Annotated in this window: 21 protein-coding genes and 1 riboswitch; of the genes, 9 read left to right on the forward strand and 12 right to left on the reverse strand. The window is 64.2% G+C overall.

Translation table 11 applies throughout. The features are described 5' to 3' along the window. Positions 1-3 precede the first annotated feature (3 nt). From DGI_RS07665 to DGI_RS07675, 3 genes are all read right to left on the reverse strand, one after another. Complete coding sequence (locus DGI_RS07665; protein ID WP_021760314.1) at positions 4-1,860, reverse strand: thioredoxin domain-containing protein; 1,857 nt, start codon at positions 1,858-1,860, stop codon at positions 4-6. Further along, entirely contained in the window at positions 1,836-3,008 is a 1,173-nt protein-coding gene (tgt, locus tag DGI_RS07670) for a tRNA guanosine(34) transglycosylase Tgt (protein ID WP_021760316.1), read from the reverse strand. The genes DGI_RS07665 and tgt overlap by 25 nt, the downstream gene beginning before the upstream one ends. A gap of 198 nt (positions 3,009-3,206) precedes the next feature. Further along, entirely contained in the window at positions 3,207-3,542 is a 336-nt protein-coding gene (locus tag DGI_RS07675) for a thioredoxin domain-containing protein (RefSeq protein ID WP_021760318.1), read from the reverse strand. Positions 3,543-3,860: 318 nt separating this feature from the next. Further along, positions 3,861-4,037: riboswitch (FMN riboswitch) on the forward strand. On the opposite strand from DGI_RS07675, the gene DGI_RS19415 reads away from it, so the two are divergent. Both DGI_RS19415 and ribB read left to right on the forward strand, forming a co-directional pair. Continuing rightward, positions 4,022-4,150, forward strand: coding sequence for a hypothetical protein (locus DGI_RS19415; RefSeq protein ID WP_268741854.1), 129 nt, complete (start codon positions 4,022-4,024; stop codon positions 4,148-4,150). It overlaps the preceding riboswitch by 16 nt. A gap of 19 nt (positions 4,151-4,169) precedes the next feature. Further along, positions 4,170-4,859, forward strand: coding sequence for a 3,4-dihydroxy-2-butanone-4-phosphate synthase (gene ribB / locus DGI_RS07680; protein ID WP_021760322.1), 690 nt, complete (start codon positions 4,170-4,172; stop codon positions 4,857-4,859). A 59-nt stretch (positions 4,860-4,918) separates the two neighbouring features. Here ribB and DGI_RS07685 read toward each other — a convergent pair whose 3' ends face one another. The 8 genes from DGI_RS07685 to DGI_RS07715 form a co-directional block, all read right to left on the reverse strand. Continuing rightward, the gene (locus DGI_RS07685; RefSeq protein WP_021760323.1) at positions 4,919-6,034 is read right to left on the reverse strand and encodes a GNAT family N-acetyltransferase; all 1,116 of its coding nucleotides are present in this window, start codon (positions 6,032-6,034) and stop codon (positions 4,919-4,921) included. A 126-nt stretch (positions 6,035-6,160) separates the two neighbouring features. Beyond that, entirely contained in the window at positions 6,161-7,288 is a 1,128-nt protein-coding gene (locus DGI_RS07690) for a sigma-54 interaction domain-containing protein (RefSeq protein ID WP_051349737.1), read from the reverse strand. 45 nt (positions 7,289-7,333) lie between these two features. Beyond that, on the reverse strand, positions 7,334-7,876 hold the full coding sequence (locus DGI_RS19025) for a response regulator (RefSeq protein ID WP_051349738.1): 543 nt from the start codon (positions 7,874-7,876) through the stop codon (positions 7,334-7,336). Between the two features lie 9 nt (positions 7,877-7,885). Then, positions 7,886-8,389 (reverse strand): hypothetical protein, encoded by a 504-nt coding sequence (locus DGI_RS07695; RefSeq protein ID WP_021760324.1) that lies wholly within the window; start codon positions 8,387-8,389, stop codon positions 7,886-7,888. Between the two features lie 109 nt (positions 8,390-8,498). Then, positions 8,499-9,047 carry an AmmeMemoRadiSam system protein A gene (amrA, locus tag DGI_RS07700; RefSeq protein WP_021760325.1) on the reverse strand — a complete coding sequence of 183 codons (549 nt, stop codon included), beginning with the start codon at positions 9,045-9,047 and terminating at the stop codon, positions 8,499-8,501. 250 nt (positions 9,048-9,297) lie between these two features. Further along, entirely contained in the window at positions 9,298-9,966 is a 669-nt protein-coding gene (purN, locus tag DGI_RS07705; protein ID WP_021760326.1) for a phosphoribosylglycinamide formyltransferase, read from the reverse strand. A gap of 220 nt (positions 9,967-10,186) precedes the next feature. Further along, positions 10,187-11,698, reverse strand: a complete 1,512-nt coding sequence (gene cobA / locus DGI_RS07710; protein WP_021760327.1) for a uroporphyrinogen-III C-methyltransferase — start codon at positions 11,696-11,698, stop codon at positions 10,187-10,189. Then, the gene (locus DGI_RS07715) at positions 11,698-14,436 is read right to left on the reverse strand and encodes a valine--tRNA ligase (protein WP_021760328.1); all 2,739 of its coding nucleotides are present in this window, start codon (positions 14,434-14,436) and stop codon (positions 11,698-11,700) included. Before DGI_RS07715 ends, cobA begins: the two co-directional genes overlap by 1 nt. A 176-nt stretch (positions 14,437-14,612) precedes the next feature. On the opposite strand from DGI_RS07715, the gene DGI_RS07720 reads away from it, so the two are divergent. After that, positions 14,613-15,860, forward strand: a complete 1,248-nt coding sequence (locus tag DGI_RS07720; protein WP_021760329.1) for a hypothetical protein — start codon at positions 14,613-14,615, stop codon at positions 15,858-15,860. 195 nt (positions 15,861-16,055) lie between these two features. Here DGI_RS07720 and larB read toward each other — a convergent pair whose 3' ends face one another. Beyond that, on the reverse strand, positions 16,056-16,883 hold the full coding sequence (gene larB, locus DGI_RS07725) for a nickel pincer cofactor biosynthesis protein LarB (protein WP_327023698.1): 828 nt from the start codon (positions 16,881-16,883) through the stop codon (positions 16,056-16,058). A gap of 59 nt (positions 16,884-16,942) precedes the next feature. On the opposite strand from larB, the gene DGI_RS07730 reads away from it, so the two are divergent. The 6 genes from DGI_RS07730 to DGI_RS07755 all read left to right on the forward strand — a co-directional run bounded on the left by DGI_RS07730 (position 16,943) and on the right by DGI_RS07755 (position 22,221). After that, on the forward strand, positions 16,943-18,379 hold the full coding sequence (locus DGI_RS07730) for a sigma-54 dependent transcriptional regulator (protein ID WP_027193323.1): 1,437 nt from the start codon (positions 16,943-16,945) through the stop codon (positions 18,377-18,379). 32 nt (positions 18,380-18,411) lie between these two features. Then, positions 18,412-19,617 (forward strand): pyridoxal phosphate-dependent aminotransferase, encoded by a 1,206-nt coding sequence (locus DGI_RS07735; RefSeq protein WP_021760332.1) that lies wholly within the window; start codon positions 18,412-18,414, stop codon positions 19,615-19,617. Between the two features lie 2 nt (positions 19,618-19,619). Beyond that, positions 19,620-20,084: a hypothetical protein gene (locus DGI_RS07740; protein WP_021760333.1), complete on the forward strand. Its 465-nt coding sequence runs from the start codon at positions 19,620-19,622 to the stop codon at positions 20,082-20,084. A gap of 596 nt (positions 20,085-20,680) precedes the next feature. Next, positions 20,681-21,235, forward strand: a complete 555-nt coding sequence (locus DGI_RS07745) for a pyridoxamine 5'-phosphate oxidase family protein (RefSeq protein ID WP_202961839.1) — start codon at positions 20,681-20,683, stop codon at positions 21,233-21,235. Between the two features lie 3 nt (positions 21,236-21,238). After that, positions 21,239-21,673, forward strand: coding sequence for a DUF3995 domain-containing protein (locus DGI_RS07750; RefSeq protein ID WP_021760336.1), 435 nt, complete (start codon positions 21,239-21,241; stop codon positions 21,671-21,673). After that, the gene (locus DGI_RS07755) at positions 21,673-22,221 is read left to right on the forward strand and encodes a TetR/AcrR family transcriptional regulator (protein WP_021760337.1); all 549 of its coding nucleotides are present in this window, start codon (positions 21,673-21,675) and stop codon (positions 22,219-22,221) included. Before DGI_RS07750 ends, DGI_RS07755 begins: the two co-directional genes overlap by 1 nt. Positions 22,222-22,329 lie beyond the last annotated feature (108 nt).

The following is a 22,329-nucleotide window of genomic DNA, read 5'->3' on the forward strand; positions in this document are numbered from 1 at the left end:
GTGTTATGCCTGGGCGGCTGGCTGGAACATGTCCTCCAGGCCGCAGCAGAAGAACGTGTAGGAAAGGGGCATGGCGGCGATGTCGTTGCCGAAGGCCTGGAGCATGGCCTGGGCTTTTTCGGTCCAGGCGGTGTCGCCGGTCAGGCGGGCCAGCAGGCGCAGGCCGAAGAAGGCCAGGGAGTTGCCCGAGGGCACGGCGCCGTCGTGCACATCCTTGAGCCGGACCAGCAGGGCTTCGGCATCCCCGGCCACCTGGAAGAAGCCGCCGCGGTCGGTGTCCCAGAATTTTTCGCACATCAAGGTGGCCAGTGTCCGGGCCTGATCCAGCCATGCGGTGTCGGCCGTGGCCTGGTGCAACTCCAGCAGACCCCAGAGCATGGCGGCGTAGTCGTCCAGCAGGCCGGGCACGGCGGCTTCGCCGTCGCGGTAGCGGTGGTAGAGCCCGCCATCGGGCAGCCGCATGGTGGCAAGGATGCATGTCGCAGCCCGGGCAGCGACCGCGGCCAGATTCTGATCCTGCAGTACGCGTGCGCCGTAGGCCAGGGAGGCGATCATCAGCCCGTTCCAGTCCGCCAGGATCTTGTCGTCCTTGTGGGGACGCACCCGGCGGCCGCGGGCGTCGAAGAGCCGGGCGATGATGGCATTCGTGCGCCGCCGCAACTCGTCCACCGGCAGGCCCATGGCCTGGGCCAGGGTCTCCAGGGGGGCGGTCAGGTGCAGGATGTTCGCGCCGGTGGCGTGGCCCGTGGCTTCTTCCAGGAAGTTGCCCTCGCGGCGGCAGTTGAAGAGTTCCGCAGCCAGGGCGGCGTCTTCCTCGCCCAGGATCTGGACCAGTTCTTCGGTGGTGAAAACGTAGAACTTGCCTTCCTCGCCTTCGCTGTCGGCGTCTTCCGCGGCATGAAACGCGCCGCTATCGTCCAGCAGATCGCGTTGCACATAGTCGAACACGGCGCGGGCCGTCTCGGCGAACAGGGCGTTGCCGGTGGCCTCGAATCCTTCCAGATAGGCCCTGGTCAGGGTGGCCTGATCGTAGAGCATCTTTTCGAAGTGGGGCAGCAGCCAGCGTTCGTCCGTGGAATAGCGGTGGAAGCCGCCGCCCAGCTGATCGAACAATCCCCCCAGCCGCATGGCCAGCAGGGTGCGTTCCACGGCCTGCAGGGCCTGGGCGTTGCCGGTGCGGGCATGGCGACGCAGCAGGAAGAGCAGGTTGTGGGGGGAGGGGAACTTGGGCGCGCCGCCAAAGCCGCCGTGCTCGGCATCAAAGCGTTCCAGCAACTGGGCGCAGGCGCGGTCCAGCGTGGCGGCGGACAGGGGCGCTGTCTCCTGGTGCTGGCGCAGCAGATCCCCTTCGACGAACTGGCGCAGGTGTTCGGCAATGGACACGGCAGATTGCAGAATGTCCCGCCGGCGCTGCTGCCACAGCTCGTTGATGCGCGGCAACAACTCCAGCATGCCCGTGCGGCCGAAGCGCGTCATCTTGGGAATGTATGTGGCGGAAAAGAAGGGCATTTTGTCTGCGGTCATGAACACGGTGAGGGGCCAGCCCCCGGCGCCGGTCATGAGCTGGCAGACGGTCATGTACAGGGAGTCGATGTCCGGCCGTTCCTCGCGGTCCACCTTGACGGGGATGAACCAGTCATTGAGCAGGCGGGCGACTTCTTCATCCTCAAAGCTCTCGTGGGCCATCACATGGCACCAGTGGCAGGTGGAATAGCCGATGGAAAGGAAGACGGGTTTGTCCTGCTCGCGGGCCAGGGCAAAGGCGTCCTCATTCCAGGCGTGCCAGGCCACGGGGTTGTGCGCGTGCTGGAGGAGGTAGGGGCTTTTTTCGCGGATCAGGGCGTTGGGCTGCTGGGACATGCGGCGTCTCCTGAGGGCGTGGCCTCATCTTCATAGTGGGCCAGGATGTCGCGGCGGAAGGCCTCGAAGCGGTGTTCGAGGATGGCGGCGCGGGCCTGGCGCATGAGGTCGAGATAATAGTGGATGTTGTGGATGGTATTCAGCCGGTAGGCCAGCAGCTCGCGGGCCATGTACAGATGACGCAGGTAGGCGCGGGAAAAGGTGCGGCAGGTGTAGCAGGTGCAGGCCGGATCCAGGGGGGCGGGGTCTTCGGCGTATTTGGCCAGCTTGATGTTGGTTTTGCCGAAGCTGGTGAAGAGCGTGCCATTGCGGGCGTTGCGGGTGGGCAACACGCAGTCGAACATGTCCACCCCCAGGGCGATGCCGTCCAGCAGATCGCGCGGGGTGCCCACGCCCATGAGGTAGCGGGGTTTGTCCTGCGGCAGCAGGGGGGCGGTGTGGGCCAGGATGTCCAGCATCTCGGCGCGGGATTCTCCCACGGAAAGCCCGCCGATGGCAAAGCCGTCGAAGGGAATCTCCATCAGCTGGCGGGCGCTTTCGGCGCGCAGGTCCGGAAAAAAGCCGCCCTGGACGATGCCGAAGAGCAACTGGCCGCGGTCCAGGGCCGGGTGCGCCTCGCGGCAGCGCCGGGCCCAGCGGGTGGTCAGCTGGAGGGACTTGGCCGTGTACTCCCTGTCTGCGCCGTAGGGCACGCACTCGTCCAGCACCATCATGATGTCCGACCCCAGATTGCGCTGGATGGACACGACTTTTTCCGGCGAAAAGAGATGCCGGGAGCCATCGATGTGGGACTGGAACGTGACCCCCTCTTCCTCGATGCGTCGCAGACCCTGGAGGCTGAAGACCTGGAATCCGCCGGAATCCGTGAGGATGGCGCCATTCCAGCCCATGAACTGGTGCAGGCCGCCCAGCCGGGCCACGCGCTCGTCGCCAGGACGCAGGTACAGGTGGTACGTGTTTCCCAGGATGATGCGCGGCCCCAGGGCCGCCAGATCGTCCGGGCCTAGGGCCTTCACCGTGCCCTGGGTGCCCACGGGCATGAAGACCGGGGTTTCCAGGGTGCCATGGGCCGTGCCGAGCAGGCCGGCCCGGGCCGTGCCGCATTGGGTCAGCAGGGAAAATTCGCCGGGTTGCAGGTGCGTTGTCATGGGCCGAGCATAGCCGGAACGCGAGGAATTGGCAAAGGCCGGAGCGCAGGGGCGGCGCAAGAAAAACGGGGACCTGTGCAGGTCCCCGTCTGGGAGCAGATGAGCGGCTCGGCAGGATCCTTGGCGAATTGGGGGGCAATCCAAAGAAAACGCAAGCCACTCACAATGGGCCTCGCACAAGGCGAAGGGACTGGTGACTTATGGAGACGCGAGGTGCGAAAACGGCGCGTGTCGGCGGATGAAGGCGGCAAGGGTGGAGGCATCTGCCCGGCCCAGGTGCCGTTCCAGTTCCACCCCCCGATGCAGCAGCAAGAAGGTGGGGGTGCCGGTGATGGCGAAACAGTCCGTGACTTCCGCCAGCGCAGTTTCCTCAAGCAGCCACACGGCCAGCCTGCCGGCGAATTCCTTCCAGATGGCCTCCAGCGTGTCGGTCAGCACCTCGTGGTCCTGATCCCGCAACACGCCAAGCAAGAGGAGTTCCTCTTGCTGCAATGCGTCCGGGTGCAGGGCGTCAGCTCCAACGGTGGGCAGCATAAGCAACTTTATGCAAAACAACATGGTGAAAGGATTGATTCTGTTGGCAAAAGCAACAATGGTGCCAATGAAATGAGATATTAGACGATGGGGTGTGGAAATCTTTCTTTCGATAATTCAATGTGTTGTGGTTAATTTGTCACCCGCATGACTTGATTCTGCTTGCCGGAGAGACAGAAGTGTCTCATTCATCTCTGTCCATGTGACACAAATCACGAATAACACTAGGAACATCGGCCCGCGTCCCTGATCTGGTCCGTGATCTGGTCCGTGATCTGGCCCTTGACAGATCCGCCCTGCCTGACGCATGCATCTCCCACTTATTCTCAGGGCGGGGTGCAATTCCCCACCGGCGGTATTCCGGGATCGGCGGTCGGCGTCGTGCCTGGAGAGCCCGCGAGCGCCTGTGCCGGGCCGGTTGTGCCGGCGCAGGGTCCAGCAGATCTGGTGCAAGGCCAGAGCCGACGGTGACAGTCCGGATGAAAGAGGATAAGGCGGCCGCCTGTCTGCAGGCCGTGCTGCGTCGCGTGCAGCTGCTGCGCGAGGCGGGGTGCGTCGTGCGTCCGGCAGGGGCTGTCTGTTCCCATGCCCTGATTCTGGCCCTTTGATGCAATGAGGAAAGAGCCCATGAATCAGACGCTGTTGGATCGCTTCGGGAATGCCACGCAACGGGTGGAACGCGCGTTGGCCGCGCTGGCCGCGGGTGGCGGGGTGCTCGTGGTGGATGATGAAGGCCGCGAGAACGAAGGCGACCTCATCTTCCCGGCCCAAACCTTGACCGTGGCCCAGATGGCCATGCTTATCCGCGAGTGCAGCGGCATCGTGTGCCTGTGCCTTACGGATGAGAAAGTCCGTGCCCTGGATCTGCCCATGATGGTCCAGGACAATTCCAGCCGCTACCAGACGGCCTTCACTGTGAGTGTGGAGGCGGCCCACGGCGTAACCACGGGCGTTTCCGCCGCGGATCGTGTGCGCACCGTGCAGGCCGCCGCCGCCGAGGACGCCACCCCCGCCAGCCTGCGCCGGCCGGGGCATGTCTTCCCCCTGCGGGCCCGCCCCGGCGGCGTGCTGGAACGCCGCGGCCACACCGAGGCCACGGTGGACCTGATGCGCCTGGCTGGTCTGGCTCCCTGCGGTGTGCTGTGCGAGCTGACCAACCCGGATGGCACCATGGCCCGCACGCCGGAAATCGTGGCCTTTGCCGAGCGCCATGATATGATTGTGCTCAGCGTGGAGGACGTGGCCGCCTATCGCCTGGCCATGGAGCCGGCGGTGGAGTCAGCCACCGTGCCGGCCGAAGAGGAATGCGCAGCGTAAACGAGAAGCGGCAGGGTGCCGGCATGTCCTGGTGTGACGTGTCAGCACCCTGCCGACAATCACTCCACCGTCGCCGCGCGCTGCGCCCGCCAGGCCTGCACCACTTGCCGCATGCGCCGCAATCTGCACACGGCGCGGCCGCGCAATCCGTGCCAGGCCTGCATGGTGTAGGACATCTGAGGCATGGCGCCCCACTTGAATTTGTACGACTCATCCCCTTCCATAAAGTGGAAGCGCGAGGCCGTGGGCAGCAGGTGTTGCATGAGCTGGTACATGTTGTAAATGCCAGCATGGCAGGCCAGCCCCTCCGGGCTGATGCCGGTCTGCAGGCCGAAATACTGATCCCCAAGTTGCACGCCATAGACAAAGCAGTGGCCCTCGCCGTCCAACAGCAGCTTGGAAAAGCGCAGCCAGCCCTTTGCATGCAGGCGGTGGGCAAGGTCGATGAAGAATTGCGTCCGGTCCGCATTGGCAAATTCGCCGGCATGGCCCATGTGCGTCCAACGGGCTGTATGCACCTGAAACAGGCGGGTCAGGTCTGCGTCCAGGGTCTCGGCGGGGATGGCAGGGACAAAGGCGACCGCATGCCTGGACGGGGCGATCTTGAGGTTCTTGCGACGCAGGATGGCGCGAAACACCGGGTCCATGCCGGCTTCCAGCTCGGCCATGGTGTCCGGCAGGGGCAACACCGGGCAGGGGACGTCCTGCCGGCATTCCGTGACGGTGTCGCCAAACAGGGTGCCGTGCTGGCAGGCGTCGAGCAGTTGGGAGCCAGGGGTCATGCGCTCCAGCCGCAGCCGATGCCATTGCGGCATCTGGTGCAGCGCCTGCAGCAGGGCCTGCCGGGCGTGCTTGCTGGCCTGGGCATGCACGGGAAAATCGAAATACATGCCGGAAACGCCCGCCGCGCCCAGGGTGCGAAGCTCGTGCAGCGCCGGCACCGGCCCCAGATGGAGACGTCGCCGGCACAAGGGGGCGACCGCCGCCAGCTGGTCGCTTTCCCAGACGGCGATCACCGCCGGGGCATATGCCTTGCCCACGGTGCGCAGCCAGCAGGACGCCCAGTCGTGCAGCAGCATGGGGGTAGGGAACCGGGAAGCCAGGACCAGGCGATCCCACTCCTGGGCCAGGGACTCGAACTCATCAAGAGAGGTGATGTGCTGGACGCGAATCATACCCGTCGCCGCCTCTTTGCGTGGTGGATCGCAATCGCGGTGGCAATTTGCCAACCCCGCACCACAGCATCTAGCACGGGCTGCAGGCACATGCAACATCCCTAAAAAATGAGATAAAGCAATGGACTATTCCTGGAGGCCGAATTCTTCCAGCTTGCGGTAGATGGTCTGGCGGCTGATGCCCAGCAGCCGGGCGGCTTTGGCCTTGTTGCCGCCGGTGCGCACCAGGGCATCGCGCAGGGAGGATTCATCCAGCAGCGGCAGGGCCCCGGCGCAGGCGGCGGTGATGGGCAGGGCGGCTTCCCGGATTTCCCGCGGCAGGTGCTCCAGTTCGATGCGGTTGCTGCGGCACAGGATGAATGCGTGCTCAATGGCGTGCCTGAACTCGCGGATGTTGCCGGGCCAGTGGTAGTCCATGAAGACGGTCTGCACTTCCTCCGCCACCTCATGGATGTGCTTGCCCAGTTGCCGGGAGAACAAGGCCATGAAGTGATCCAGGAGCAAGGGGATGTCCTCCCGGCGATTCTTGAGGGCAGGCAGCTGCAGTTCCACCACTTTGAGCCGGTAGAAGAGATCTTCCCGGAATTCGCCGCGGCGGACTTTTTCGCGCAGATCCACATTGGTGGCGGCGATGACGCGCACATCCACCTTGATGGTTTCCGTGTCGCCCACGCGCTCGAATTCTTTTTCCTGCAGCACGCGCAGCAAATTGAGCTGGATTTTGGGGGAGACATCCCCGATTTCATCCAAAAAGATGGTGCCGCGATGCGCCAGCCTGAACCGGCCGACCTTGTCCCGCACCGCGCCGGTAAAGGCGCCGCGTACGTGTCCAAACAGCTCGCTCTCAAGGAGATTTTCCGAAAGCGCCGAGCAGTTCACCTTCACCAGCTGCTGGGATGCCCGCGGGCCGTTGGCGTGCAGGGCCTCGGCCACCAGCTCCTTGCCCGTGCCGCTGGGGCCAGTGATGAGCACGGAGGTGTCCGTCTTGGAAAGATCTTCCACGAGCTGGAAGATTTCCTGCATTTCCTTGCTCTTGCCGATTATTTTCCGGAAGCTGGTCCGCTCCTTGAGAGCGCGCTCCAGGCCGGCCAGCCGGGTGATGTCCCGCGCCAGCAGCACGGCCCCCAGGTGACGGCGCTGGGCGTCCTGCATGGGGGAGCAGTCCAGCACCAGCGATTGTGCCGGCCGTCCGTTGGCGGGCAACTCCACGCGAAATTCCCGCACCGGCGCCTGCCGCAGGGTCCGGCGCACCACGTCGCAAAACGCTTCGTGGCGTTCGCCCAGGGCCAGCGCGCAGAGCTACCCGGGCAGGCGATCCGGATCCAGGCCCAGGATGGTGCGCGTGGCCGCATTGGCGCGAATGACGCGCATGTCCTGATCGAACGTGATGACTGCGGAGGAAATGCTCTGGAACATGGCCTCCAGATGCAGGCGGAGCCATTCCTTTTCCGCCTCCAGCTGGCGCTTTTCGTCTTGCAGCGCCTTGTGCTTCAGGGTCACGCGGGCGCTGTGGAGCAGGGAATCCCGGTTGATGGGCTTGGAAATGTAGTCGTGCGCGCCCAGCCGCAGGGCTTCGGTGGCCGATTCCAGAGACGGTTCCCCGGTGATGACCACCACCAGACACGAAAACTGCCGCTCCCGCACATGCTTGAGCAGTTCCAGCCCGCTGGGACCGCGCAGCAGGATGTCCAGATACAGCAAATCCGGCACGGTGTGGTCCAGGAACCGTCGCGCCTGCTCATAGCCTTCCGCCACATGGACGGTGTGCCCCTCGCGCTCCAGGAATGCTCGGAACGTGATGCGAATGGACTCCTCATCGTCTACAACCAGAATGCAGGCCATGCCGAGCCTTTACTCAAAGAGATAGCCATATCGGCTAGCAAGTTCCTGGGTTTTGGAGAGCAGGGCCTGCGCTTTTTCGTCCGCCGTGCCGGCAAACACCAGGCCGCTTTCGACATCCAGAAAGTATTTAAGGGTGGATTCGTTTTCGGAATACACCCAGACCACGCTGTACACCGAGGCCTCGTTGGGCCGGTCGCGAAATTCTTCCATCGTGCGCACCATCAGCTTGATGCGTTTTTCGTCGGCGGTGCTCAACTGGAACAGGCTGGACCGGCCAGCGAGATCCTTGAGTTTGTACGCCAGGGAGCCGCCCACGGCGTCTGCGCCGGCATGCTCGATGGCCAGGGGCACCCCGGGCTTGGCCTGCGCAGCCGGGGCCACCGGCGCAGCCGGCGCAGGCTTTTGCTGCTGGGCCTCGGGCCTGGCCGTGGGGGCGGTTTGGGCATGCGCGCCCGTGGAGAGAAGCACCGTGGCCAGCAGGAGGAAAGATGTCAAAAACGATACAAAACGCATGGGATTCCTCGCTAATGCTCTCTGGGACAGTGGGTTGACGATAGCTTTCCTTGCCTGAAATCGCAAGGCGTTTGCCATACCGAAAACGGCAGGCACATTTGTGGATCGATTAAAACACCACGGCCTCGAACCAGAACAGCTGCGTGCCGGTCTGACGCCAGCAGTGTTCAGGCAGTCCGGCCTTGCGGCAGGTGTGGGCCAGGAACTCGTCGCGGGTCCAGCCCCAGTCCACTGCCACCTGGGGCAGCAGCAGCCCCGAACGGCCGTGGCGATTGACGATGAGCCCGTGCCGGCCCACCTCGACCTGCTCCGGATCCGGGCACGGTGTGACCGGGGAGAGGATGGAGATTTCCAGCGCCGCCACGGCAAATTCCCGGGCCGTGAGGGACGGGAACCGCGGATCCTCAAAAGCCGCCGCCCGGGCCATCTGGGCCACGGTGGTGTACAGCGGCGCATCGCCGAGCACATGGCCGATGCACCCGCGCAATTCCCCGTGCAGCGTGAGGGTGACGAATGCGCCCAGGTGTTCACGCAGCGTGGCCGTGGGCGGTTCGGACGGCGCATACGGCTGACGCTTCAGGCCGGCTTCGATGGCCTCGCGCGCAATGGTCTTGAGGTATTGCTTTTCCGCATCCGACAGGGTGAATTGGAATGCCATGCCCCCCCTCCCGAAAAATCCCGCCTGCCACATGCGTGCGGATGTGCCTTGGCAGATATTCGTGTTGAATACCTATTCCCTGAAAAATGCAAGCAAAATTCTGCAGCCGCAAGGCGTCCCATGCACGGAACCCTTGCTCTGGCATGGAGAAACAGGCTTTAGAGCAAGTTATCTTTGAAAGGAGTTCTCGGGGGAAAACCTTTNAAAAGGTTTCCTCTCTCGCAATGTCCTTTTTCAAAATTAAAATGCTTTAGAACCCCGGTTCCAGGGGCGGATGCACCAGGGCGTCGCCGGGCGTGGCCGGGGTGGCAGCGGGGCCGTGTATGCGCACGTGCCGGCCGTCCAGGCGCAGCCGGTCCTGGGCCAGCCACTGCAAGGCCTGGGGGTAGATGCGGTGTTCCCAGGTCAGGATGCGTGCGGCCAGGGCCTCGCCGTCCGCGCCGGGCGGCACGGGCACGGCGGCCTGGATGATGATGGGGCCGTGGTCCATCTGCTCATCCACCAGATGCACGGTGCAGCCGGCGATGGTAACGCCGTAGGCGGCGGCATCTCGCTGGCCGCGGGCGCCGGGGAAGCTGGGGAGCAGGGCAGGGTGGATGTTCAGCACGCGGCCGGGGAAGGCGTTGAGGAAGGTCGGCGTCAGCAGACGCATGAAGCCGGCCAGGGCGACGGTGTCTGCACCATGGTCCCTGATGGCGGCGACCATGGCGGCGTCGAAGGCTTCGCGGTCCGGGAACTGGCGATGGTCGATGGCCAGGGCGGGCACGCCGGCAGCGCGCGCCCGTTCAAGCCCGTAGGCATCCGCCTTGTTGGAGAGCACCAGCCGGAAATCAACATCCAGCAGCCCCTGCGCCTTGCGGTCGAGCATGGCCTGCAGGTTGGATCCTGATCCGGAGACGAGCACGGCGAGGTTGAGCATGGCGCGGTCCTGATGCGGGCTAGGGCATGTTCGTCTTGAGAAAGGTCGTTGCGAGAGGGGAAACCTTTTTGCAAAAGGTTCTCCCCTCTCGCGCTCTCCCCTTCTAAAACTTTCCTAGTGACCGTGAATCACCATAAAAAGTCTTTGGAAAGGGGGTTCGGGGGAAAACCTTTCTCCAGAAAGGTTTTCCCCCGAGAGCACGTTTCAAAAAAACGCTGCTCTAATGCGCGCAATAATCGACAACGGCCTGCACCAGGGCCGGGATGGTGTAGTCTTCCGGCTGGATATCCACGCCGAAGCCGTATTTTTTCAGCGTATTGGCCGTCACCGGACCGATGCAGGCCAGCTTGGCGTCCGGGGCCAGACGGCGGAACTCGTCTGCCGGCACCAGGGCGAAGAAGTTGTCCACCGTGGAGCTGGAGGCAAAGGTCACGCACTGCACGCCCCCGGCCTGGAGCACTTCCAGGAGGGCGGCGGCGTCGGAGTCCGCGCGCACGGTCTCGTACACCGGCACCACATCCACATGGCAGCCGGCCTTGCGCAGCTCGTCCGGCAGCAGTTCGCGGGCTTCCTTGGCCCGGGGGACAAGGATCTTTTTCCCGGCCGCGCCGCTGGCGAGCATGCCTTCGGCCACGTACTCGGCCACGAAGCGTTCGGGGAGAAAATCCGCCACAATGCCGCGATCCTTCAGCCCCTGGGCCGTGGCCGGCCCGATGGCCGCCACCTTGCAGCCGGCCAGGGCCCGGGCATCGCGCCCGGTGGCCAGCAGGCGGTTCCAGAAATGTTCCACGCCATTGATGGAGGTGAAGACGAGCCAGTCGTAGCTGCCGAGTTCGTCCAGGGCTGCGTCCAGCACGGTGAAGTCCGTGAGCGGCGTGACGGCGATGGTGGGGAACTGGTGCACGCAGGCGCCCTGGGCTTCCAGAAGGCTGGCGAGGTCGCTGGCCTGTTCCCGCGCCCGGGTGACGACGATGCCCTTGCCCAGCAGGGGACGCTTTTCGAAGAAGTTCAGTTCGTCATGGAGCTTGCAGACTTCGCCCACCACAATGAGCGAGGGCGAGGTGAATTTCTGCTCCTTGGCCAGCCGGGGCAGGGTTTCCAGGGTGCCCACGCAGGAGCGATGCCGGCAGGTGGCGCCCCAGTGCACCAGGGCGGCCGGGGTGCTGCCGGACATGCCGGCGGCCATGAGATTGCTGGCGATATCCGGCAGGTTCTTCATCCCCATGAAAAAGACCAGGGTGGAGGCGGACTTGGCCAGGGCATCCCAGTGCAGGGCCGTGGTGGTCTTGGTGGGATCCTCGTGCCCGGTGATAAAGCTCACCGAGGACGCGTAGCTGCGATGCGTGACGGGAATGCCGGCATAGGCCAGCCCGGCAACGCCGGAGGTGACGCCGGGCACCACCTCAAAGTTCACGCCCGCGGCCAGCAGCTCCTGCGCTTCTTCCGCACCGCGACCAAAGACGTAGGGGTCCCCACCCTTGAGCCGGGCGATGACCTTGCCTTCCTTGGCCTTTGTCACCAGCAGCTGGTTGATCTGGTCCTGGGGCAGGGTGTGGTCGCCGCCCTTCTTGCCGACGTAAATGATTTCCGCGTCTTTCCGGCAGAAATTCAGAAAGGACTGGTTGGCCAGATAGTCGTAGACCACCACATCCGCCGTTTCCAGCACGGCCTTGCCCTTGAGGGTGAGCAGCCCGGGATCGCCCGGGCCTGCGCCGATGAGATAAACCAGCATTATGCGTTTCCCCCAGCAGTTGCGTTGGAGTGCGTGGCGTCGTCGCGTGCTTCCACCAGCCGGGCGCGGCGGGCCTGAAGGGTGGCGGATTTGTCGGACATCATCTCCACCTTTTCCTTCTCCTTGGCCACCACCTCGGCCGGGGCCTTGGCCCGGAAGCCCTCGTTGGCCAGCTTCTTGTTGACGATGGTGATTTCCTTGTCCAGCTTGGCCAATTCCTTGTCCAACCGGGCGATTTCCGTCTCAAAATCCACCGCGCCGGCCAGGGGCACAAAGATGACGTTGCCCTGCACCACGGCCGTGGCCGAGGCGCGCGGCGCATTGACGGGCGCGGCCTGGGTGCCAAGGGCCGGGGCCTTGCAGCGGGCCAGCAGGGAGAGCATGCCCGCGTTTTCCGCGTACAGCTGGGCGTCTTCCTCGTTGGCGGTCTGGATGAGCACGGCCAGTTCCAGGCCGGGGCTGATGTTCAGCTCGCCACGGATGGCGCGGATGGCGACCACGGATTCCTGGATGAGGGAGAAGGCATGCGCTGCCCGCGGGTTCACGCACTGGGGCCGGCGCTCGGGATACGGCTGGGCCGAGAGATCCTCCCCGGCCACGCCCGGCAGGCAGGACCAGATCTCCTGGGTCACAAAGGGCATGATGGGGTGCAGCAGCACCAGGGTTTCCGTGAGCCCGGTCCACAGGCAGGCGCGGCAGGCCTGCTTGCGGGCGTCGTCCTCGCCGGAAAGCTCGGGCTTGATCATTTCCAGGTACCAGTCGCAGAACTCGTGCCAGATGAAGCTGTACAGCGCCTGGGCGGCCTCGTTGAAGTAGTAGCCGGCAATGGCTTCCTGCACCTGGGTTTTGAGTTCCTCCAGCCGGTGGAACAGCCAGGCATGGTGTACGCCGGGCGTCTCATGCAGCGGGTGCGCGGGCATGGCCGGGGCCTCCGGCAGATGCATGAGGGAGAAGCGCGCGGCATTCCACAGCTTGTTCACAAAATGGCGGTAGCCTTCGATGCGTTCTTCCGAAAGCCGGATGTCGCGCCCCATGGCGGCGAAGGCGGCAAAGGTGAAGCGCAGGGAATCCGTGCCGAAGCGGTCGATCATGTCCAGGGGATCGATGACGTTCCCCGTGGATTTGCTCATCTTCTTGCCTTCGGCGTCGCGCACCAGGGCATGGATGTACACGTCCTTGAAGGGTGGCTGCCCCATGAAGCGGGTGCCCATCATCATCATCCGGGCTACCCAGAAGAAGATGATGTCAAAGGCCGTCACCAGCACCGACGTTGGATAGAACGCGGCGAGATCCTTGGTGTTGTCCGGCCAGCCCAGGGTGGAGAAGGGCCACAGGGCGCTGGAGAACCAGGTGTCCAGCACGTCTTCGTCCTGCACAAGCTGCGATCCCTGGCACTTGGGGCAGGTGGTGGGCGTTTCGCGCGCCACAATCACCTCGCCGCAGCCGTCGCAGGTCCAGGCCGGGATGCGATGCCCCCACCACAATTGCCGCGAGATGCACCAATCCCGGATGTTCTCCAGCCAGTGATTGTAGGTTTTGGTCCAGGATTCCGGATGGATGGACGTCCGGCCGTCAGTCACGGCCGCAAGGGCCTCTTCTGCCAGCGGCTTGACCTTGACGAACCACTGCGGGGAGACGTGGGGCTCGATGACGCTTTTGCAGCGGTAGCACACGCCCACGTTGTGATCGTACTCCGTCTGCCCCACCAGCAGGCCAAGCTCGGCCAGCTCGGCCAGCACCTTGGCCCGGGCCTGCTCACGGGCGAGGCCGCGGAAGCGTTCCGGCGCGTTTTCGTTGATGAAGCCTTCGTCGTCCTGGACGGAAATCACTTCCAGCCCGTGACGGCGGCCGAGTTCCCAGTCGTTGGGATCATGCGCCGGCGTGACCTTGAGGGCCCCGGTGCCGAAGTCCTTTTCCACGTAGGTGTCCGTGATGACGGGAATCTCGCGGTCGGTCAGGGGCAGGCGCACGGTCTTGCCGTGCAGGTGCAGGTAGCGTTCATCCTCGGGATGCACGCACACGGCGGTGTCGCCCAGCATGGTTTCGGGCCGGCTGGTGGCCACCACCAGGCCGTCGGTGCCGTCGGGCGTGGGGTATTTGATCTGATACAGCACGCCCTTCTTGGGGGTGAATTCCACCTCGTCGTCGGCAAGGGCGGTGTGGCAGCGGATACACCAGTTGACCAGATATTTGCCCTTATAAATGAGGCCGTCTTCGTACAGGGTGACGAAAACTTCGCGCACGGCGCGGGAGAGGCCTTCATCCAGGGTGAACCGCTGGCGGCTCCAGTCCACGGATGCGCCCATCCGCCTGATCTGGTTGAGGATGCGTCCGCCGTACTCCTCCTTCCATTGCCAGACGCGCTCAATGAAGGCATCGCGGCCCAGGTCGTGCCGGGAGACGCCTTCCTTGGCCAGCATGCGTTCCACCACGTTCTGGGTGGCGATGCCGGCATGGTCCATGCCCGGCACCCAGAGGACCTTGCGGCCCAGCTGGCGATGGTGGCGGCAGAGGATATCCTGCAGGGTCAGGTTCAGGGCATGCCCCATGTGCAAGGATCCCGTCACGTTGGGTGGCGGGATGACGATGGAGTAGGGCGCTCCGGGGGCGTCCGGGTCGGCGATGAAGGAACCACGTTCCTCCCACCAGGCGCTCCAGCGGGATTCCACGTCCTTGGGATCGTATCCCTTCGGAAGCGTGACGGGTTCTTGACCATTGGACGAGGCGGCTGCGGCCATTGGCGGCTCCAATTCAGGACAGGATGTAAAGGGTGAATCCGTGGCAACGGGCCCGCATGATGGCGGTCTGGACCGTCCATCGGCGCGCTTGCCTCCGGGGCGATTGGCCTGCTAGGGTTGCAACGACGTCAAACACCATTGCAACCTTACCACTGCTCCTCGCGCTGCCAACCGACATGCTGTATATTCTCTGGGACGAATCCCACCTCTGGGGCCTGTTGGCCTGGCGGGCGGCCGCCGCCTTTCAGGTACCCCATCGCTTGGTGCGGTGCCAAGACATAGCCCAAGGTCTGCTCAGGCGCAACCCGCCGAATGTGCTCCTGGTGCCCGGCGGGGTGGCTCGTCGCAAGGCCCTGGCCCTGGGGGCCCCGGGCATGGCCGCCATCCAGGACTACATGGAGCAGGGCGGCACGTATGTGGGGTTTTGCGGCGGCTCCGGCCTGGGCCTCACGGGCGAGTACGGTCTGGCCCTGTGCCCCTGGACCCGCGCCGCCATCGGGGACCGGCTGCTGCACCTTGTCAGCGGGCATATCCATCTGCATTGTCAGGATGATTCCGCCGAGCATGACCTGCTGCCGCCGGATCAGCCTGCCGAGCCTCTGGCGCCCATCTGGTGGCCGGCGCGGTTTGCGCCCTCGCCCTCGCCGGATGTGGACGTGCTGGCCACCTACGGCATGCCCGGGGAAGATTTCTGGATTGCCGACCTGCCCCTGTCCCTGCTGCCGCTGCAGGCCTTCGGCGAGTGGGAACAGGCCTATGGCATCTCCCTGCGGCCGGATTTTTTATCCGGGCAACCATGTGTCATTCATGGGAAAAAAGGCCTCGGCCGCTATCTGTTGAGCTATGCGCACCTGGAAACCCCGGCCTCGCCCCAGGCCAATGCCTGGCTGGCGCACCTGCTGGAGCAGCTCGGCCGGCTTGCGCCTGCGCGGCGGGATGTGCCGGCCTGGGACCTGGAAGCCCTGCCCGTGCGCTGGGACCATCCTCTGTTGCTCAGAACGCGCGAGGTGCTGGATGCCTGCCTGGCCCTGGGGCGCGAGCACATGCTGCTGTTTCCGCGCAACGAATGGCTCCTGGGGTGGCGGGCCGGATTGCCAGGATCGCATCTTAATCATCTCAATGCCTTGACCAGACACGCCCTGGCTGGTGCTCCAAAGAATGAAGCCCTCCGCATTTTGGAGACCCACCAGGAAGCGTACCTCCACAATCTGGAGGTCCTGGCCCGGGATCTGCGGGGCTACCTGCTGGCCGAGCGGCTGGCCATGACCCTGGCCAAGACCGTGCCGGATCTCGTGTCGCAACAGGCCCTCAAGGCGCGGCGGGAAGCCATCTTCGGCACGGGCATGGAGCCCGGCGGCTGTTACGCGCCGCTGCTGCAGGTGCTGGACGAGGTGGCCTGCCGCGTGGAGCCGTGTGCGCGCTAGAGCATTTTAATTTTGAAAAANGGGGAACCTTTTTGCAAAAGGTTCTCCCCTCTCGCGCTCTCCCCTTCCAAAACTTTAATAGTACTTTGGAATTGCTAAAAAAGTCGTTGGGAAGGGGGCCGGCTTTTGAAGGGCGGAAGAACCTTTCTGGAGAAAGGTGTTCCCCCGAGAGTTCTTTACAAAAAATAATTTGCCCTAGCCGAGCAGCTTGGCGGCCATGGTGGCTGCGCCGAAGCCGTTGTCGATGTTCAGCACGGCCACGCCCGGGGCGCAGCAGTTGAGCATGGCCAGCAGGGCGGCCAGACCGCCGAAGCTGGCGCCATAGCCCACGGAGGTGGGCACGGCCAGGATGGGTCGGCCGGTGAGGCCGGCCAGCACGCTGGGCAGTGCGCCTTCCATGCCCGCCACCACGATGAGCAGCCGGGCGTTGCCCAGCAGGGACAGATGCGGCGTGAGGCGATGCAGGCCCGCCACGCCCACATCCGCCACCAGGGCCGGGGCGAGTCCCAGAAACCGCGCCGTGCCAAAGGCTTCCAGGGCCACGGGCAGGTCGGAGGTGCCGGCGGTGACCACCACCAGCGCCGTCCCGGCATCGGGTGTGCCGGCGGTGTGCTGCAGCGGCAGGGGGCTGTTGCAGGCGAAAAGCCGGGCGTCTTCCCACCATTCGCCGTCGGGAAAAGCCTGGCGCAGGGCCGCGGCCTGGTCGGGGTCCACGCGGGTGGCCAGGGCCGGGCCGACCTCGCGCAGTTGCGTCATGGCGCTCAGCAGCCGGGGAATGGTTTTGCCCGGCGCGAAGACCACTTCGCCGTGGCCCGTGCGCAGGGCGCGGTGGGTATCCAGGTGCAGGCCGTCGGCGGCGTGCAGGGCGTCTTTGAAAGGGCCGAGTCGCAGTTCGTCCAGAACGCTCTGGGGCGAACGCTGGCCGGTGGCCACGGCCTCAAGCAGCAACAGGGCGCGTTGTTGGTCCATCGTCGCAGAATAGCCACGATGCCGGGGGCTGGTAAAGAAGAAAACGCTGTCCACATGATTTCCAGGGGCCGCAAGCCGTTGAAAGAGGCAGGGAATAAGGGTATGCAGCGGGTATGTCTGCAACGCTGTTGTTTCTGGCTCCGACGGCCACCGTGTCTGCGCTCTTCTCCACGTTGAAGGAAGAAGGGCTGGAGTCCGGCATGGCGGAATCCCTGCGCGGTGCGCTGGCCGTGATTCAAAAGCGTCGCCCGGCGCTGGTGTTCTCGCGGCCGCGGTTGCCGGGGTATCGCGTGGAGGAGCTGCTGGCGGAGGCAGCCCGGGAGGAGGGCTTCCCGCCCGTCATTGTCATCACGGATAAAGGCTCGCCCGACGAAGCCCAGCGCTACCTGGAACTTGGTGCGCAGGACTACTGGCTGGAGCCCCTGGACGCCGAAAAGATCATCGCCGCCACCCCCAGGACCGATGCGCCTGCCGTGGCGCAGAAAAAACCCGTCCACAAGGCACATCCGTTTGACATCATAGGAAAACATTCCGTGGTCTCCCGGGTGCTGGCCCTGGCGCGACAGGTGGCGCCCTCCAAGGCCACGGTGCTCATTTCCGGCGAAAGCGGCACCGGCAAGGAGATGTTCGCCCGGTTTCTGCATTCCATGAGCGACCGGGCCCAGGGGCCATTCGTGGCGGTGAACTGCGCGGCGCTGCCGGAACATCTGCTGGAAAGCGAGCTCTTTGGCCACGAAAAAGGCGCCTTCACCGGCGCCATTGCCCGCAAGCCGGGCAAGTTCGAACTGGCCCACGGCGGCACCATCCTGCTGGATGAAATTTCCGAAATGGATTTTGGCTTGCAAGCCAAGCTGCTGCGAGTGCTGCAGGAAAGCGAGCTGGACCGCGTGGGCGGCACAGAGTCCGTGAAGGTGGATGTGCGCGTGCTGGCCACCACCAACCGCTCCCTGCAGGAGTGGGTGGAAGCCGGCAAGTTCCGCCAGGACTTGTACTTTCGCCTGAACGTCATCCCCCTGAAGCTCCCGCCCCTGCGCGAACGAGGGGAAGACATTCTGCTGCTGGCGCATTTTTTTGTGGACAAATTTTGCAAGCAATACGGCCTGTCGCGGCTGGGATTTTCCAGCGAAGCCACCGACTGGCTCATGGCCTACCACTGGCCGGGCAACGTGCGCGAGCTGCAGAACCTCATGGAACGCGCTGTGCTGCTGGCCGGGCGCGGGCCCATCGTCACCATGCATTTTTTGCTGGATGACGATTCCTGGACCCCCGAAGAGGAGCCCGCCCCGGCAGCTGCGACTGTTTCCGGCGGTGCAGACGCAGCAGACGAGCACGCCACGCTGCTGCCTGTGCCCCTTTCCGGCGAGGCCCTGGAGCACATGCTGGGCGGCAAGGTCATTCCCTTGCAGGAAATGGAACGGATCATGATCATGCGGGGGTTGGAGCAGACCTCCGGCAACCGCACGCAGGCGGCGGAGCTGCTGGGTATCTCCGTGCGGACCCTGCGCAATAAACTCAACGAATACCGCACCATGGGCCTCGATATCCCCTGACGCCGGCCGGTGCGCCTCCTGGGAGATGCTTCGTGAACAGTTCTCTGCTCGCGCCGGCTGTGGCCGAGGCGCTGACCCGCTCCTCATGGATCCGCAAGATGTTCGAAGCCGGCGCGGCCCTCAAGGCCCAATACGGCGCGGATCAGGTCTATGATTTCAGCCTGGGCAATCCGGATCTGCCGCCCCCGCCCGGCATGGCCGATGCCCTGCGAGAGATTGCCGCGACCCTGGACCGCCCCATGGCCCTGGGCTACATGCCCAACGCCGGCTACCCCCACGTGCGCGAGGCCCTGGCCGCCCTGGCCACGGCAGAGCAGGGCGTGGCCTGCACGGCCGGGGATCTGGTGGTCACCTGCGGTGCGGCCGGCGCCATCAACTCCTTTTTCCGGGCCGTGCTGGAACCGGGGGATCGCGTGCTGGCCCTGGCGCCGTATTTTGTGGAATACGGCGCCTATACCGCCAACCATGGCGGGGTGCTGGACACCGTCGCATGCAAGGAAACGGATTTCAGCCTGGATCTGGAGGCCATCGAAGCCGCCCTGGCCCGCGGGGAGACGCGCGCCCTGATCCTCAATTCTCCCAACAACCCCACCGGGCAGGTGTACACGGCCGAAGAAATCCAGGCCCTGGGCGAACTCCTGCGCGCGGCCAGCGCCCGGCAGCGCCGGCCGGTGTTCCTGCTGTGCGACGAACCCTATCGCTTCCTCACCTACGACGGGCTGGCCGTGCCCTCGGTGCTGCCGTATTACGAGCACGCCGTGGTGGCCACCAGCTTTTCCAAGAACCTGTCCCTGGCCGGGGAGCGCGTGGGCTATCTGCTGGTGAACCCGGCCATGGCCGGCAAACAGGGGCTGCTGGACGGTGTGATCCTGGCCAACCGCATCCTGGGCTACGTCAATGCCCCGGCCATCGGCCAGTTGTTGGCGGCCCGGTGCCTGCCGGCACTCAGGGAGTCGCAGCAGGTGCCCATCTATCAGCGCCGGCGCGATTGCATGGCCGACGTGCTGCGCCAGGCCGGGGTGGAATTCTTTCTGCCCAAAGGCGCGTTCTATTTCTTCCCCAAGGCTCCGGGTGGGGACGATCTGGCCTATGTGGCAAAACTGCAGGCGCAACGCATCCTGGCTGTGCCGGGACGCGGATTCGGCATGCCGGGCTTTGTGCGTCTGGCGTATTGCGTGGATGAAGCCGTCATCGAAGGGGCACGCTCCGGGTTTTTGCAAGTCAGCAAGGAAGGATGATCATGCAATTTCGCACGCTGCTTTCCGTCTTGCTTCTCATTCTCATGCCGGTGATGTCGTTCGCGCAGGACACGCCTGCGCCCAACGCGATGTTTGTGGTCTCCGTGGACAAGGCCAATCTCACGGAGGATGCGGTGATCATGGGCTTTGACGTCCGGGTGCAGGGCGGCAGCGTGCTGGTGGCCCCCCTGCTGCCCAAGGGCTGGGAGATGCTCATCCGCAACTTCATCGTGCAGACCCCGCCCTGGCACAGCACCATGAACGCCACGGCCGAGATGGGCGCAGAAGGCGTGGATCTGACGGCCTTTCAGCGCTTTCTCATTGTGGAACAGGATGCGGACCTGACCAAGGACGCCCCGTTCAACGTGGACGTGGGGCTCATCACCACCACGGACGGGCAGAGTTTCGGCATCACCTGGCTGCCGGATGAGGCCATCTCGCTGACCCCGTTCAGCATCCCGCAGTAGGGACGTGCCCGCCACACCAGCCCAGGGGCTTGACGCCACGGCGATGTTGTCGCCCTGGCGTCAGGCCCCTTTTGCGGTCCGCCGGCCTGGGCCGTCTGTGGGGCATGGCCTGGAAAACGATGGAGGGGGAGCCCCTGGCGGGACGCCAATGCGAGTCAAAGCCCGCCTCCCCCGCATGGAAGCTCGTAAGCAACCACTGGCCCGGCGTTTTTCCAGTCTTCAAGGGCTCCCCGGTAGCATCAGATATAGACCCGCGGCTGCCGGAAGGCAAGGCCCTCAGTTAAGGCACGTTCCGTTTGAATAGAGCGGACGGGGGAACACCTTTCTGCAGCATGGCGTTTCCCCCGAGCTCTTTTGCCGAAGACTTTTCGGTATGATTCCAGGCGGGTGTCAATTTTGGGAAGGGAAGGGGTGACGGTCGGAGGGACGCCAGTGCGGATCGAGTCCGCCTCCCCCTCATCGGCTGCAGCGCGTGTGCGCTCCACTCCCGTGGCTCGGCGTTTTTCCAGCGCTCGACCGTCACCACTTGTATAGAACCGGCGCTGCCGGAAGGCAATCCGCTTGACCGTTTGAATACCATACGGTATGGTATGCTCATGATGAACAACACTTCCTTTTCCTTGCGTCTCGTCCGGTTCCTGGCCCTGCGCTATCGTCGCAAGGCCCAGGCTCGCAATTGTACCACCACGGCGTCCATCCTGGCTGCAGCACGCGCGACGATGGCGCGCAAAAAGTACTGCCTGCTGGCTACGTACGGAGCAGAACACATTGGTGCCCGTGTGCTGCAGCCGTTTCCGCCCGGGCCTGACTTCGAGGTGTGGCTTGGCACCAGCCCTCGCTCGCGCAAGGTTGCCCAGCTTCGCAACGATTCACGGGCGACGCTTGTATACCAGGACGACAGCAAGGCCGCGTGCGTGGTGCTGGTGGGGCAGGTCGAAGTGGTCGAGAATGTTATGGAGCGGCGTCAACGGTTTATGCCAAAGTGGTGGGCGTTTTTCCCCGACGGCCCCAGGGGAGATGATTACGTATTGCTTCGATTCCGGCCTGAGCGTATCGAGATTTGGGACGCCTCGCGTGGGATTACGCCCGAACCCTTCGGACTGCACGCGGCAATGCTCATTCGGCGAGATGGCGCCTGGAGCAAGGAGTAAGGCATGATGCGCAGTTGGGCGGCCCTGGGCGTTGCAAGTGCCTTTGGCGCCCTGGCGGTGCTCCATGGGTATTGGGCGCTTGGCGGTTTTTGGCCGGGCCGCGACAGTGAGAGCCTTGCCCGGATGGTGGTGGGGAGCCCGCCGGGGACACGAGCTCCCGGCCCCGGACCATGTTGGTGCGTGGTTATGCTGTTGTTGGCTGGCATGGCTCTTGTGTCTGGTGCCGCCGGGTTCCTTTCTCTTCCCCTTGCACCGCACTGGATTCAGCGGGGCACCTTGCTTGTCGCCATCATACTGTTGTTGCGTGGGCTGCTTGGTCTTGCGTATTCAATCATTCGGCGCAAGGCGGACAGTCCTTTTGTCAAGCTCAACATCATCCTCTATTCTCCGCTGTGTCTGCTTCTTTCACTGCTGCTGTGCATGGCGATGGAGCATTGATGACCAGAAATACGTCGCCGCGGGATTGGTGTAGTGCAGGGCTGACGATCCTCCGTGATGAGGGCCTGGAAGCACTGACTGTCGATCGGCTCTGCATGGCAGTCGGCAGGACAAAAGGTTCCTTCTATCATCACTTTCGGGAGCTGGACAGCTACTTGTCCGCACTGCTGACGCACTGGGAAGAGGAGCTGACCGAGGCTCTCATACGCGATAGTGCGCCCGAGCCAGACACCTTTCAGCGTGAGGTCCGCATTGAGGGGTTGGCGCGTCTGCTGGATCATCAGCTCGACCGTGCAGTGAGAGCCTGGGCCATGCGGGATGCCCGGGCCCGTGTTGCGATGGAACGAGTGGACAAGCGGCGGATTGCATTCATTGCCGAAATTTTTCAAGAACGAGGATACCGAGACCCGCACTTGCTGGCGGAGCTGAAATACATGGCCTTTGTTGGTGCCCAACAAATCGGCGTCTTCGAATCGCCGGCCCGTGCTGCCCGTCTCACCGAGACGTTGCGCAGCGCACTCGCATGGCTTGGCAATCAGGAAGGGTAGGGGCCGTGTCCAGGAACACGATTCCCTGCGGCCGTGGGGGACAGTCCCCGAACTCACTTTCCAAAGACTTTCCTGATTACCCACAAACCTCAGCCAGTTTTAGCAGCC

It is taken from the genome of Megalodesulfovibrio gigas DSM 1382 = ATCC 19364, from assembly GCF_000468495.1.
GTDB classification, from domain to species: domain Bacteria; phylum Desulfobacterota; class Desulfovibrionia; order Desulfovibrionales; family Desulfovibrionaceae; genus Megalodesulfovibrio; species Megalodesulfovibrio gigas.